Annotated in this window: 13 protein-coding genes; 1 reads left to right on the plus strand and 12 read right to left on the minus strand. The window is 56.5% G+C overall.

The window, feature by feature from the left end; genetic code table 11:
• Positions 1-513: 513 nt before the first annotated feature.
• The 10 genes from purF to PAT9B_RS13920 form a co-directional block, all read right to left on the minus strand.
• Entirely contained in the window at positions 514-2,031 is a 1,518-nt protein-coding gene (gene purF / locus PAT9B_RS13875; protein WP_013509910.1) for an amidophosphoribosyltransferase, read from the minus strand.
• Positions 2,032-2,067: 36 nt separating this feature from the next.
• On the minus strand, positions 2,068-2,553 hold the full coding sequence (gene cvpA, locus PAT9B_RS13880) for a colicin V production protein (protein ID WP_013509911.1): 486 nt from the start codon (positions 2,551-2,553) through the stop codon (positions 2,068-2,070).
• A gap of 252 nt (positions 2,554-2,805) precedes the next feature.
• Positions 2,806-3,540, minus strand: a complete 735-nt coding sequence (gene dedD / locus PAT9B_RS13885; protein WP_013509912.1) for a cell division protein DedD — start codon at positions 3,538-3,540, stop codon at positions 2,806-2,808.
• Positions 3,530-4,798 carry a bifunctional tetrahydrofolate synthase/dihydrofolate synthase gene (gene folC / locus PAT9B_RS13890; protein ID WP_013509913.1) on the minus strand — a complete coding sequence of 423 codons (1,269 nt, stop codon included), beginning with the start codon at positions 4,796-4,798 and terminating at the stop codon, positions 3,530-3,532. Before folC ends, dedD begins: the two co-directional genes overlap by 11 nt.
• A 69-nt stretch (positions 4,799-4,867) precedes the next feature.
• Positions 4,868-5,776 (minus strand): acetyl-CoA carboxylase, carboxyltransferase subunit beta, encoded by a 909-nt coding sequence (accD, locus tag PAT9B_RS13895; protein ID WP_013509914.1) that lies wholly within the window; start codon positions 5,774-5,776, stop codon positions 4,868-4,870.
• A 132-nt stretch (positions 5,777-5,908) separates the two neighbouring features.
• A complete protein-coding gene (locus tag PAT9B_RS13900; protein WP_013509915.1) occupies positions 5,909-6,571 on the minus strand; it encodes a DedA family protein in 663 nt (220 codons plus the stop codon).
• Positions 6,572-6,604: 33 nt separating this feature from the next.
• Positions 6,605-7,411 carry a tRNA pseudouridine(38-40) synthase TruA gene (gene truA / locus PAT9B_RS13905; RefSeq protein WP_013509916.1) on the minus strand — a complete coding sequence of 269 codons (807 nt, stop codon included), beginning with the start codon at positions 7,409-7,411 and terminating at the stop codon, positions 6,605-6,607.
• Positions 7,411-8,421, minus strand: coding sequence for an aspartate-semialdehyde dehydrogenase (locus tag PAT9B_RS13910; protein ID WP_013509917.1), 1,011 nt, complete (start codon positions 8,419-8,421; stop codon positions 7,411-7,413). The genes truA and PAT9B_RS13910 overlap by 1 nt, the downstream gene beginning before the upstream one ends.
• A gap of 86 nt (positions 8,422-8,507) precedes the next feature.
• On the minus strand, positions 8,508-9,641 hold the full coding sequence (pdxB, locus tag PAT9B_RS13915; RefSeq protein ID WP_041525826.1) for a 4-phosphoerythronate dehydrogenase PdxB: 1,134 nt from the start codon (positions 9,639-9,641) through the stop codon (positions 8,508-8,510).
• Positions 9,642-9,693: 52 nt separating this feature from the next.
• Positions 9,694-10,473 carry a helix-turn-helix domain-containing protein gene (locus tag PAT9B_RS13920; protein WP_013509919.1) on the minus strand — a complete coding sequence of 260 codons (780 nt, stop codon included), beginning with the start codon at positions 10,471-10,473 and terminating at the stop codon, positions 9,694-9,696.
• Between the two features lie 95 nt (positions 10,474-10,568).
• Between PAT9B_RS13920 and PAT9B_RS13925 the strand changes: the two genes are divergently transcribed.
• Positions 10,569-11,474, plus strand: a complete 906-nt coding sequence (locus PAT9B_RS13925; RefSeq protein ID WP_013509920.1) for a DMT family transporter — start codon at positions 10,569-10,571, stop codon at positions 11,472-11,474.
• On the opposite strand, the gene PAT9B_RS13930 is transcribed toward PAT9B_RS13925, so the two are convergent.
• On the minus strand, positions 11,461-12,840 hold the full coding sequence (locus PAT9B_RS13930) for a sensor histidine kinase (protein WP_013509921.1): 1,380 nt from the start codon (positions 12,838-12,840) through the stop codon (positions 11,461-11,463). The genes PAT9B_RS13925 and PAT9B_RS13930 overlap by 14 nt on opposite strands.
• Positions 12,831-13,502: a transcriptional regulator TctD gene (gene tctD, locus PAT9B_RS13935; RefSeq protein ID WP_013509922.1), complete on the minus strand. Its 672-nt coding sequence runs from the start codon at positions 13,500-13,502 to the stop codon at positions 12,831-12,833. The genes PAT9B_RS13930 and tctD overlap by 10 nt, the downstream gene beginning before the upstream one ends.
• Positions 13,503-13,615: the final 113 nt, after the last annotated feature.

The following is a 13,615-nucleotide window of genomic DNA, read 5'->3' on the forward strand; positions in this document are numbered from 1 at the left end:
CTGTGCTTTTTTCGCCGGGCATTCTCTATTCACTACGCTAAAAACAGTAATGAGATTTTTCACAGATATTTATGATAAGTTTATCCTGATTTTTATTTCCTGATTTCCTGGCATGACCGGTATGACATCTGAAAACCCCAACGCGTAATCGTCGATGAAAATGACGAACCAGATGATCCATCACAATAATTATCCTGCACTGCATGACTGCGCTAAAACTTTAAATCTGATAAGTATGAAAAGCCGCCGGCGTTACTTTTTGACAAAATTCCACCAGGGAAGCAGACCATTATCATAGTTTTATCATTTGCAGCCAGCGGAACTTATAAGTAGGGAATGAACGGGAAGCTGAACGTTTTTCGACGAAACAAAAAAGACAACCACCGAAGTGATTGCCTTGAAAGATATTAATAACAAAGTTTATTCAGGAAAGGCTGACGGGAAATATAAGCAGTCAAACTCTTTGCCGAAGTTGCCCGCTTTTAATCATTGATTAAAAGCGGGCAACACCACTTAACCTTCGTTATGCAGTTCCAGACCTTCGACTTCAGTCTGGCGCGCAATGGCTTTGGCATCATCATTACGCAGTGACTGGAGATAGTCGAGATAACGCTGGTCGACGTCTTTGGTCACGTAGACACCGTTAAACACCGAGCACTCGAACTGCGCGATATCCGGGTTTTCTTCGCGTACCGCTTCGATCAGATCATCCAGATCCTGGAAAATCAACGCGTCAGCTTTAATCAGCTGGCGGATCTCTTCCACTTCACGGCCATGCGCAATCAGCTCGGTGGCGCTCGGCATATCGATACCGTAGACGTTCGGGAAACGAATTTCCGGTGCCGCAGAGGCCAGATAAACGCGCTTCGCGCCCGCTTCACGTGCCATCTCAATAATCTGCTCAGACGTGGTGCCACGCACGATGGAGTCATCCACCAGCAATACGTTCTTGTCACGGAACTCGGCACGGTTGGCATTCAGCTTACGACGTACCGCGCTGCGGCGCAGATGTTGGCCCGGCATGATAAAGGTACGGCCCACATAACGGTTTTTCACAAAACCCTGACGATAAGGCTTATCCAGAATACGGGCGATTTCCAGCGCCACATCGGTGGAGGTTTCCGGGATTGGAATCACCACGTCGATGTCGAGATCTTCCCACTCGCGGGCAATTTTCGCGCCGAGCTTGGTGCCCATACGCACGCGCGCGCTGTAGACCGAAATCTTGTCGAGGAAGGAATCCGGGCGCGCAAAGTAAACGTACTCGAACAGGCACGGATTGCTTTTTGGGTTTTCAGCACACTGGCGGGTCGACAGCTGGCCTTGCTCGGTGATGTACACCGCTTCGCCCGGTGCGACGTCACGAATAAATTCAAAGCCCAGCGTATCCAGCGCCACGCTTTCCGACGCGACCATGTACTCGGTACGACCATCAGCAATGACACGCTTGCCGAGTACCAGCGGACGGATACCGTTCGGGTCGCGGAAGGCCACCATACCGTGACCGATAATCATGGATACCACCGCGTATGCCCCGCGCACCTGCTGGTGCACCGCAGCCACAGCGGCAAAAATATTGTCTGCTTCCAGCGGGTAGTGCTGAAAACGGTCCAGTTCCTGCGCAAAGATATTCAGCAGGATTTCGGAATCTGAGGTGGTGTTGACGTGACGGCGACCCACTTCGAACAGCTGTTTACGCAGTTCGTGCGCGTTGGTCAGGTTACCGTTGTGCGCCAGCGTAATGCCGTAAGGGGAGTTCACATAGAAAGGTTGCGCTTCAGAGGCGCTGGAGCTGCCCGCAGTCGGGTAGCGAACGTGACCAATCCCGATGTTGCCTTGCAAACGCTGCATGTGGCGTGCTTCGAAGACATCGCTCACCAGCCCGTTGGCTTTGCGCAAACGAAAGCAGTTTAGCGCATCGATGGTACAAATGCCGGCGGCATCCTGCCCGCGGTGCTGCAGCACCGTTAACGCGTCATAGATCGACTGGTTTACTGGCATAAAACCGGTGATACCAACAATACCGCACATGTTGTCATTTCCTCATTAGCCGCACTCCCGATGGCGTCACCGGGGTAAAAAACTGGACGTGCTTTTCAGATAGTCGAAGAACCACCTGATGATGTAACTGAACTGGGGAATGAGTTGGGACTGCTGCCAGTCCGGGCTTTTCGAGAAGCCGGTGAATGTATCGAGGAAGAAGAGAATAGCGGCAACGATCAGCACGCCACGCAACGCCCCGAAACAGACCCCCAACACCCTGTCGGTTCCCGACAGGCCGGTCTTTTCAACCAGCGTGCCGATCACATAGTTCACGATGGCACCCACAATCAGGGTGGCAACGAAGAGCACCGCGATAGCAATGCCGTTGCGAACCAGTTCGTCGTCAAAACCTGTAAACCAGACTGCAAGGTAGGCGTAGTAGTGACTGGCGACAAAAAACGCACATCCCCAGGTAACGAGAGATAAGGCTTCCCGGACAAACCCACGAACCAGGCTGACCAGGGCCGAAAAACCAACTACCGCAATAATGACGTAATCAATCCAGATCATGAACTCTTCCAGCGCCAGCGCGATTGCACCCCTGCATCCAGTTCGGGGCGCATTCTAACAGAAAAAGAAAACGTTTGCGTAGGGTTTTCCGGTTCTGCATCCATAAAAAGGGCGATGAAAAAAACTTTCCTCGCCCCAGGCCACTTCAGCATTATAATCCACTGAAATATAATCAATTTTTATCCAGCATCGCACTGAACACTCCGTGCTATGCCGCGCCTTTTTCAGCTATCGGCGCGGCTTATCAACGGTTTAGCGTGTGCTGTAGGGTTTCACCACCCCACCCAGTCCGGAGAGGTTTTTTAGCTCACCCAGAGCGGCTTGCATCTTCGCCTTGGAGGCATCCGGCCCGACATAAATACGGGTGATCTGCCCCTGTACCGGCGTCGATGGCACGGTAAAGGCGCGATAACCCGACAGGCGCAGCTGTGCGACGATCTCGTTTACCTTGGCCGCGTTTTTCAACGCGCCGAGCTGGACCACGTAAGCCTGCCCGCTGGGGGCTTCCGCTTCGCTTTGCTTCGGTGTTTCAACCGGTTTAGCGGTTTCCACCGGCTTCGGCTGCTCGACGGGCTTCGGCTCCACCGGTTTCGGTTTCGGTTGCTCGACCGGTTTGGGTTTTGGCGTTTCCACCGGTTTTGGTTTCACCGTCTGATGCACCGGCGGCGGTGTCACCACCGTGGGTTCGCTGTGCTCCGCAGGTTGCGGGCTGCTATTCTCAGCAGGTGCGGTGGTGGTGGTGGTTTTGCCATTGGCTTCGCTCTGTGCTGCTCCCGCACCTTCCGGCGGCTGGGCAGGCAGTGACTGCGTTACCGGCGGCACCATTTCGCTGTCCTGCTGGTCATCCGGTTTCGGTACCAGCGGAATGGCAGCGAACTCCTCTTTGTAGTGCTTTTTCTTGCCGTCCAGCAAACCCGGTAACACGATGACGCCAACCGCCACCAGGATTACCGTGCCCACCAAACGGTTCTGAAACTTACTTGCCACTGCCGTTCTCCGCTGCCATCGATTCCATTACCTGTGCCACGGTGTGGAAAGATCCACACACCAGAATCACATCCTCGGGTTTGGCCTGCTGACGTGCCGCCTGCCATGCTGAGTCTACGGTAGTAAATGCCTCGCCGCTCGCCAGGTGGGCAATCAACTGCTCCGCTGTTGCGCCACGCGGGCCGTCAAGCGGTGCGCAGTACCAGCTATCCACCTGTGGTGCCAGCGCCGCCAGTGTCCCGGCGATATCTTTATCATGCAGCATGCCAACCACCGCATGTACCTTACCCGCACGCGGCAATTCAGCCAGACGTGAAGCCAGATAATAAGCGGCATGAGGATTATGTGCCACATCGAGGATCACACGTGGCGCAGTGCTCACCGTCTGGAAACGGCCCGGCAAAATGGCCAGCGGCAGATGTTGACGGATGATCGCTTCGCTCACCGTCAACCCTGAGGCACGCAGTGCGATAAGCGCGGTAGCGGCGTTGGGGAGCGGTACTTGTGGAAGCGGCAGGTCACGCAATTCACCCTGCGCATCCTGCAATGTCCAGCTGTCGCCCTGCTGTTGCCATTGCCAGTCACGGTTAAGCTGCGACAACTGCGCGCCCTTCTCTGCCGCCACTTCGGCGATGGTATGCGGCATAGCGGGTTCGCCCACCACTGCCGGTTTGCCGCCACGAAACACGCCCGCTTTCTCGCGGCCAATGCTTTCGCGATCCGGTCCCAGCCAGTCGGTATGATCCAGTGCGATGCTGGTGATCACGGCAACATCCGCATCAACAATATTGGTCGCATCCAGACGTCCGCCAAGGCCGACTTCGAGGATCACCACATCAAGATTCGCCGCCCGGAACAGATTTAATGCCGATAAGGTGCCGAACTCGAAGTAGGTCAGAGAAATGTCACCGCGCCCGGCTTCAATGTCCGCGAAGCTGGCGCTGTGCAGCGCTTCATCCAGCTCAGCGCCCTGAACGCGCACCCGCTCGGTGTAACGCACCAGATGCGGCGAGCTGTAGACGCCTACGCGGTATCCGGCCGCCATTAGCAAGGTTTCCAGCGTGCGGCAGGTGGTGCCTTTGCCGTTAGTACCGGCAACGGTGAAGACAAATGGCGCAGGTTTGAGCAGGTCAAGGCGTGCGGCGACGCGCTGAATACGGTCCAGCCCCAGTTCGATAGGCTGAGAATGCAGATGTTCAAGATAATGAAGCCACGTGGCCAAAGGCGACGTGGCTTGAGGAAGGTGAAGAGTGTCCATGTGTCCCGTTAACTAACTTTATACGGTGCATTGGTGAAAAGGCGCATTACTGCGCCTTTCCGTTGCCTGTCAGGCCTCGTTGCTCTCCGGCTCAGCCGCAATCGGCTGATCACCATCCTGCAGCGGCGCTGGCAGGTTCATCATTTTCGCCAGCAGGCTGGCCAGCTTAAAGCGCATCTCCGGACGACGGATGATCATATCGATCGCGCCTTTTTCAATCAGGAACTCACTGCGCTGGAAGCCCGGCGGCAGTTTTTCGCGGACGGTTTGTTCGATAACACGCGGACCGGCAAAGCCGATCAACGCTTTCGGTTCCGCCACGTTGAGATCGCCCAGCATCGCGAAGCTGGCTGATACGCCGCCCATGGTCGGGTCAGTCAGTACTGAAATATACGGCAGACCGCGTTCCTGCATTTTCGCCAGTGCTGCGCTGGTTTTCGCCATCTGCATCAGCGACATCAGCGCTTCCTGCATACGCGCACCGCCACTGGCGGAGAAGCAGATCAGCGGGCAGTTGTCTTCCAACGCCTGCTCAACCGCACGCACGAAACGCGCACCCACGACAGAACCCATTGAGCCGCCCATAAAGGAGAACTCAAACGCAGCAGCAACGATCGGCATGCCGTGCAGCTGGCCTTTCATCACGATCAGAGCATCTTTCTCGTCGGTCTCTTTCTGAGCCGCCGCCAGACGATCTTTGTACTTCTTCGAGTCACGGAACTTTAACAGATCCTTCGGTTCCAGCTCGCTACCTAATTCTACCAGCGTTCCTTCATCCAGCAGGCTATGCAGGCGCTCACGGGCGTGCATGCGCATGTGATGGTCGCACTTCGGGCAGACCTCAAGATTACGCTCCAGCTCGGCGCGATACAGCACCTGGCCACAGCTGTCGCACTTGGTCCAGACCCCTTCCGGGATGTTGGCACGGCGCGTCGGCGTAATATTGCTTTTGTTAAGTATGCGTTCAATCCAGCTCATTGATGACCTTTCTGTTTAAAACCGACCTGGTCCAGTCTTCTCATTGCTGCTGAAATCACCTTCAGCAGGCCGTAAATGTCGCTCATTAAACCACAACCGCTTCTCGCTGTGGATAAAAATCTGGTTACGGGCTTACTGAGGTTTTTGCTGACGCGCCTGACGACGATGACGCCAGACTTCAATCACGCCCGGCAGAATCGACACCACAATGATAGCGACAATCAACAGTTTCAGGTTCTCCTGCACCACCGGCAAATCACCAAACAGATAGCCCGCGTAAGAGAACAGCAATACCCACAGCAATGCACCCGCAACGTTAAAGAGCGCGAAGTGACGATAGGACATGTGCCCCATCCCTGCCACAAAGGGGGCAAAGGTTCGCACGATTGGTACAAAGCGTGCAAGTATTATGGTTTTGCCACCGTGACGATCGTAGAAAGCGTGGGTCTTATCCAGATAGCTGCGACGGAAAATCTTGGAGTTGGGATTACGGAATAACTTCTCGCCAAACAGACGGCCAATGGTGTAGTTCACAGCGTCACCGAGAATGGCAGCGATCACCATCAGGGCCACCATCAGATGCACATTGAGATCATTACTCGGCAGTGCCGCCAGCGCCCCGGCAACAAACAGCAGCGAATCCCCCGGCAGGAACGGTGTCACCACCAGGCCGGTTTCACAGAACAGAATCAGGAACAGAATGGCGTAAATCCAGATGCCGTACTGCGCCACCAGCTCGGCCAAATGCACATCAATATGCAGAATAAAATCGACGATAAAATGGATGAACTCCATAAAGCCAGGCTCCTTACATCCTTCGAGTAACAATTAATCCGCGAGGAACAATGGTCCCAGCGCAGGCTGAGGTAACGCAAAGTGGGATGGATAATCCACCGCCACCAAATACAACCCCTCGGCTCTGGCGGTCGCTGCGGCCAGCGTGCGATCTTTCGCTGCCAACAGCGTTGCCATCCAGCTTTCCGGCTGATTGCCGCAGCCAATTTCCATCAGGCTGCCTACTATGTTGCGCACCATATGATGCACAAACGCATTCGCTTTGATATCCACAATCACATACGGTCCCTGGCGCGTGACGTTGAGATGCATCACATTGCGCCACGGTGTCCGTGACTGGCACTGCACGGCACGAAATGAGGTGAAATCATTTTCGCCCAGCAGGCATTGCCCGGCGCGCTGCATCTTTTCCACATCTAGCGGATGATAAAAATGCGTGACACCGCTGCCGAGAATCGCCGGACGCAGCCGCTGATTGTAAATCACGTAGCGGTAACGCCGCGCCGTCGCGCTGAAGCGCGCATGAAACGTTTCCGGCACCGCTTTGACCCAACGCACGGCGATATCCGGCGGCAGGTTGGCATTGACGCCCAGCGTCCAGGCCCCATCGGCACGCTGTGAGGTGGTTTCGAAATGCACCACCTGCCCCGTACCATGCACACCGGCATCGGTTCGTCCGGCGCAGAACACGCTCACGTCATGGTTAGCCACTTTCGACAGCGCTTTTTCCAGCTTTTCCTGCACGCTGCGTACTTCCTGCTGCCGCTGCCAGCCATAATAACGGCTGCCGTCATACTCAATACCCAGCGCCAGCTTATGCGTGTTACCTTCAGACAACATTAATACAAATACTCCTGCACCAGCTTCTCAGCGGTTTTTACCGCCATCAGCGCACCGCCGAAGCGAATGTTGTCCGCCACTGACCAGAATTGCAGCAACTCAGGGATACCGTAATCGTTGCGCACACAGCCCACGCTCAGCTCGCCGTTACCGGAGGCGTCCTGGACCTGCGTCGGATAATCGCCTTCGTCGCTCAGGCGGATATCCTCGGCGCGTGCCAGCTCATCACGTGCTTCTTCTGCCGACAACGGACGCAGATTCTCCAGATGCACGATCTGCGCATTCCCGTAGAACACCGGAGCCTGCACGCTGCTCACCGCAATCGGTAGGCCTTCGTCTTGTAACACTTTGCGCACCTGATCAACCAGACGACGTTCGCTCTCGACGCTGCCGTTGCTGTCGACCTGCTGTGGCAACAGGTTAAACGCCAGCTGACGGCCATAATAATGTTCATCCGCCGGTACGCCATTCAACAAACGCGCGCTTTCACCCGCCAGAGCATCCACGGCGCTCTTGCCATCACTGGAGACCGAAATCAGGTTAGTCACCTGCAAACGCCCCAGACCAGCCGCATCCACCAGCGGTTTGATTGCACTCAGCAACTGGCTGGCCAGACTATCCGCCACGCTGATGATGTTGCGATTACGATAATCCGCCAGCACCTGTGGATTCACATCCGGCACCACCAGCGGCACGTCCGGCTCCAGCGCGAACATGTCGCTGCTGTCGATCACCAGGCAACCCTGGCTGGCCGCTTCTTCGGCGTAACGCGCTGAGGCGGTACGACCCGCGGCAAAAAATGCCAGCTGCGCCTGCGCCCAGTCGAATTCCGCCGCATCCTGTACCCGTACCGAACGGCCATCAAAACGCAGAGTTTCACCCGCGCTGTTCTCGCTCGCCAGCAGATATATCTCACCAACCGGGAACTGGCGTTCAGCCAGCAGTTCCAGTACAGCGTTCCCTACTGCGCCTGTCGCGCCCAATAGCGCAATATTCCAGCCGTCAGACATGTTGGTTTACTCCAGACAATGACATAAAAACAGAAGGCGGTGACCTTCACCGCCCAAGAATTAAGATTTATCCCGCCAGGGGCCGTTTAACTGTGCTGCAGACTGGCGCGGAAACCGAGTTGATTCAACATCGCCGCCGCCTCTGCATCATCGCAGATCACCTGCAATGACGACCATTCCCGACGTTCTTCATATTGCTTACGCAGGCGATCAAACTCGCCCGGAATCGCCGCGACTTTGCGCAGCGGCGCATCATCACGGCGCACATCATACACCAGGTGCACCAGGCGTTTCAGCGTTGGCTGATCAAGCTTGCCGTGTAAGGTAATGCTGCCAAATTCCGGTGCGGGCAACAGGCTTTCCAGCGGCACCTGTTGTGGCTGGCCGAGAAACGCACACCAGGCTTCAAAGACCTGCGTAGTGCCGCGCGCCTTGCCTTCGAGGGTATAACCGGCGATATGGGCGGTGGCGATATCCACCTTATCCAACAATTCCAGCGACAGCTCCGGTTCCGGTTCCCACACGTCCAGCACCACGCTGAGATCCTGGCGAATGTTCAATACATCCAGCAACGCGGCGTTATCGACCACCGCGCCACGGCAGGCATTGATCAGAATGGCGTTGGGCTTCAGCGCCATCAACAAGGCCGCATCGGCCAAATGCCAGCTTTTATAGGGCCCATCTTTAAACAGCGGGGTATGGAAGGTCAGGATATCCGCCTGGGCCACTACCTCATCCAGCGATCGGAAATCTTCCGCATCGCCACGATCGGCACGCGGCGGGTCACACAGCAGGGTTTTCACCCCCCAGGCCTGCAAACGTTTGTGCAGGCGGCCACCAACATTACCGACACCCACAATCCCCACGGTACGATCGCGCAGCGCAAAGCCATCGCGTTCTGCCAGCAACAGCAACGATGAGAAGACGTACTCCACAACCGCAATGGCGTTACAGCCCGGCGCGGCCGAGAACGCGATGCCCGCCGCCGCCAGCGAAGCCTCATCGATATGGTCAGTACCCGCCGTGGCGGTGCCAACAAATTTCACCGGCGTGCCCGCCAGTAATGCGGCGTTGACTTTGGTCACCGAGCGCACCATCAGCCCGCTGGCATCGGCCAGTTCCGCTTCCGGTAAGGGACGTCCCGGCACGGCCCGCACTTCGCCGGTACGGCTAAAGAGTTCACGGGCGTAAGGCATGTTTTCATCGACGAGAATTTTCACCACGGCTGTCCTGTAAATTCGCAAGGGCCATATTCTGGCACAAAGCCTTTGATTAACCTAACCGACTACGATAGCGATCCGGTGTCGTGCCCGCCTGATGTTGAAACATCACAATCAGTGCAGAAGCGGAACTGTAGCCCAGCTCATGGGCGATGGCCTGGACGCTGATGCCCTGCTCCAGCAAGGTGATAGCACGTAAAAAACGCAGGCGCTGTCGCCACTCGCTAAACGACATATTCAGTTGCTGCTGGCAACGTCGCGCCAACGTGCGCTCGGTGGTAAATACGCGCTTTGCCCATTGTGCCAGCGTCGTGTTATCGCCAGGGTGCACCTGCAAAGCATGCAGGATCGGAGCGAGAAGTTTGTCATTCGAGCCAGGCAGGTAACTTTTCTGGACTGGCGCGAGGCGCAGTCGATCGCCCAGTACCTCACACAAGCGCCAGTCGGCATCGCTGAGCGGCTGCTCCAGGCCACGCCGGGCAAACTCGTCCATAATGGCATGAACGATGGTATCGACATTCAGCAGACAAGCTTGTTGCGGCAAGCCATCGCACAAGTCCGTCGCCAGATTAAAGGTACGAAACAGCGACTGCCGATGGTTATAGCTACTGTGGCGATGACCGGGAGGTATCCAGATCGGCATATCAGCCGGGGTCAGCAGACGCTCCCCTTCCACCTCCATCTCCAGCACGTGGCTTTTGACGAAAATCACCTGCCCCCAGGCGTGAGCATGCGGCAGGTATTCGGTTTTAGCGTTGGCCTGTTCGAAGCGCATAAAGTAGCGCAATTGCGACGCATCAACGGGCGGCTGATACTCGACCTGTAAATTCATTCTGTCCGGTCATCAATGATTTTTGTCCGATTTTAATTATCTGCTCTAAACCGGTCAAATGTAAACTATTCGCGTTTACTTTCAGGAGCTGTACGATGAACTTTCTGTTTCCACTGGTGGCGGTGCTGATCTGGTCGATCAACACCATCGTGAGCAAACTCTCCGCCGGTAGCATCGATCCTGCCGCGATCTCATTCTATCGCTGGATTCTGGCGCTGGTGGTGCTGACGCCGTTTGCGTTGCCGGGCGTCTGGCGTCATCGTCGCCAAATTGTGGCCAGTAGCGGGCGCTTATTGATCCTCGGTCTGCTTGGCATGGTGTTGTATCAAAGCCTGGCCTATTATGCGGCGCACAGCGTATCGGCAGTGATGATGGGGATCCTCGGCGCGACCATTCCGCTGCTGACCATTTTGCTGAGCTTGGTGGTATTACGCCTGGCACCGACACGCGGCATTTTGTTTGGCGGGTTGTTGTCGTTTGCTGGTCTGGTGTGGCTGGTGAGCGCCGGTAACCCGGCCCAGTTGCTGGATCAGCGTCTCGGCAACGGTGAGTTGATGATGCTGGCGGCCTCCACCTCTTATGCGTTGTACGGCGTGCTCACCAAACGTTGGGCAATTCCGCTGCCCACCTGGCAGAGTTTGTATGTGCAGATTGTTTTTGGTGTGTTGTTGCTGTTGCCCGGTTTCCTGCGCGCGCCGGATGTGTCACTGAACACGCACAATATCCCGCTGGTGCTGTTTGCCGGTTTGTTCGCGTCGATTATCGCGCCTTTCCTGTGGATCCTTGGCGTACAGCGCCTGGGTGCCAGTACCACCAGCATCTTTATGAATTTCGTCCCGGCATTCACCGCCATCATTGCGGTGCTGTTTCTGCATGAACAGTTGCATGCGTATCACTGGATCGGCGGCGGGATGACGCTGCTGGGGGTGATTCTGGCGCAGCGTCTGCGCACGCCACTGCGTCGTGTCCGCGTCGTGTCACCGCCGGTCAATGAAAACTGATGGTCACCCGTAGCCCGCCCAACTGCGGGCTACGATCCAAGCGCAAATGTGCACCGTGCCAGGTGCAGATATCCTTCACTAACGCCAGCCCGATGCCCGTGCCAGGTTGCTGCTGTCCATGATCAAGTCGGGAAAACGGTTGCAGCGCCCGCTGTTGGTGCGCATCCTCAATCCCCGGACCGCTGTCCTCAATCTCCAGCCCTACGGCGCTGATTCTTGCCGTGACGGTGCCGTGCGCCGGGGTGTACTTGATGGCGTTATCCAGTAAATTGGCACACAGTTCGGCCAGTAACAGGGCATCACCTTGTACCTCGCAATGACTGGCTCCCTCATAGCCGAGATCGATCTGTTTATGTCGCGCCGCCGCATAGCCGCTAAAGCACGCCTGCTGCACTATCGCCGCCAGATCAACACGCGTCATGGATTTATCTTCACCGTGACGCGCTTTGATGTGTGCCAGTTGTAACAGGCGATCGGTCAGCTGTACGGTGTCATCGAGCGTATGACGCATACCGTGCAGGCTTTCGCGCCATTGCTGTGGATCGTCGCTGTTCAACGCGACGCCCACCTGGGTTTTCAAAATGGTTAACGGCGTCCGCAACTGATGCGACACATCGGCGCTGAAGCGCTCCTGACGCGCCAGCAAACCGCGCAAACGCTCCAGATGACGGTTGAAGGCGATGATCAGCGGTTGCAGTTCTGACCATGGCAACAGCGATGGCAGCGGCGTCAGTTCGCCGGGTGCGCGCCGCAGCATCAGCCGCGACAATCGCCGCAACGGGCGCAGCACCTTGCGCAGTAACCAACCGGCCAGCAATAGCGTCATCAGTACCAGAATGCTCTGGCTAATCAACGCGGTACGCAATAACCCTTCCGCAAAGGCATGGCGTGAATTCAGTGTTTCCGCGACCAGCACCAGCGCCATGCCCTGCACGCCTTCGTCACTCACCGGCTGCCACAGGGCCACCACGCGGATCGGTTGCTGACGGTAGCGCCCATCGTAAAAATGCACCAATGCCGGAAACAGCGTAGAAAGTGGAGCATTGCGCGGCAGTGGCGGCAAATCGTCATAGCCTGACAGGGTTTGCCCTTGCGGCGAAATCACCTGATAAAAAAGCTGGTCGCTCATATTGCGTTCAAAACTGTCGAGCACCACCCAAGGCACATCCACCTGTAACTGCTGTTGACGCACCACCAGCCGTTCAGCCACGGTGCGCGCTGAAGCCAGCAGCGATCGGTCATAGGCTTGATTGGCCGCCTGGAGCGCGCTGTAGTAGTGGGTATAAACCGATACGCCCCACAACAGCAACAACGGCAGCCCCAACCATGCCAGCAGCTCGCCGCGCAGTGAGTGGATCAACCGCATCGCTGGCACTCAAGGCTGTAGCCCAGGCCGCGCAACGTGACAATCGCCACGTCGCTGCCCGCCAGTTTTTTGCGCACCCGATGGACATATAACTCAATCGTTTCCTGGCTGGCTTCATCACATAACGTGAAAGTTTGTTCATACAGATGCTGGCGCGATACCGGATGGCCAGGTCGGCGCATCAGCGTGGTGAGCACGCTGGCTTCGCGCGGCGTCAGACGCAAAGGCTTCCGATTCAGCAGGAAACAACCCTGATTATCCAGCTCAAGCTGGCCTATCACCTGTGATTGTGGCATCTGGCCGTGACCACGACGCAGCAAGGCACGCAAGCGTGCCTCCAGCTCATCCAGTTCGAAAGGTTTGGTGAGATAATCATCGGCTCCGGCGTTGAGTCCCTGCACCCGTTGTGCCAGTGCACTGCGCGCGGTCAGCAGCAGTACCGGTACCTGCTGCCCGCGTCGCCGCAGACGCGCCAGCACCTCAAGACCATTCATACGCGGCAGGGTCACATCCAGCACCACCAGCGCATACTCTTCGCTTTGTAGCACATGGTCCGCCGCCACACCATCCGCGACCCAATCCACCGCAAATCCCTTTTGCGTCAGTGCTTTTTGCAACCAGCCCGCCAGCTCAACCGTGTCTTCCACCAGTAAGAGACGCATGTCACACCCCGCCATTTTCCCTGAAAAGTGAAAGGTAAATGAAAGGCTAACCCCTTAACAATCCATTAACCGCGAATGTTCGGCGGCAATCACAAACTGTAACCCTCAATGGA

Source organism: Pantoea sp. At-9b, from assembly GCF_000175935.2.
GTDB lineage: Bacteria > Pseudomonadota > Gammaproteobacteria > Enterobacterales > Enterobacteriaceae > Pantoea.

Coding starts and splice junctions, on each gene's coding strand:
- purF (WP_013509910.1), bottom strand. CDS start 2,031: ATGTGCGGTATTGTTGGTATCACCGGTTTTATGCCAGTAAACCAGTCG.
- cvpA (WP_013509911.1), bottom strand. CDS start 2,553: ATGATCTGGATTGATTACGTCATTATTGCGGTAGTTGGTTTTTCGGCC.
- folC (WP_013509913.1), bottom strand. CDS start 4,798: ATGGACACTCTTCACCTTCCTCAAGCCACGTCGCCTTTGGCCACGTGG.
- accD (WP_013509914.1), bottom strand. CDS start 5,776: ATGAGCTGGATTGAACGCATACTTAACAAAAGCAATATTACGCCGACG.
- PAT9B_RS13900 (WP_013509915.1), bottom strand. CDS start 6,571: ATGGAGTTCATCCATTTTATCGTCGATTTTATTCTGCATATTGATGTG.
- truA (WP_013509916.1), bottom strand. CDS start 7,411: ATGTTGTCTGAAGGTAACACGCATAAGCTGGCGCTGGGTATTGAGTAT.
- PAT9B_RS13910 (WP_013509917.1), bottom strand. CDS start 8,421: ATGTCTGACGGCTGGAATATTGCGCTATTGGGCGCGACAGGCGCAGTA.
- PAT9B_RS13920 (WP_013509919.1), bottom strand. CDS start 10,473: ATGAATTTACAGGTCGAGTATCAGCCGCCCGTTGATGCGTCGCAATTG.
- PAT9B_RS13925 (WP_013509920.1), top strand. CDS start 10,569: ATGAACTTTCTGTTTCCACTGGTGGCGGTGCTGATCTGGTCGATCAAC.
- PAT9B_RS13930 (WP_013509921.1), bottom strand. CDS start 12,840: ATGCGGTTGATCCACTCACTGCGCGGCGAGCTGCTGGCATGGTTGGGG.
- tctD (WP_013509922.1), bottom strand. CDS start 13,502: ATGCGTCTCTTACTGGTGGAAGACACGGTTGAGCTGGCGGGCTGGTTG.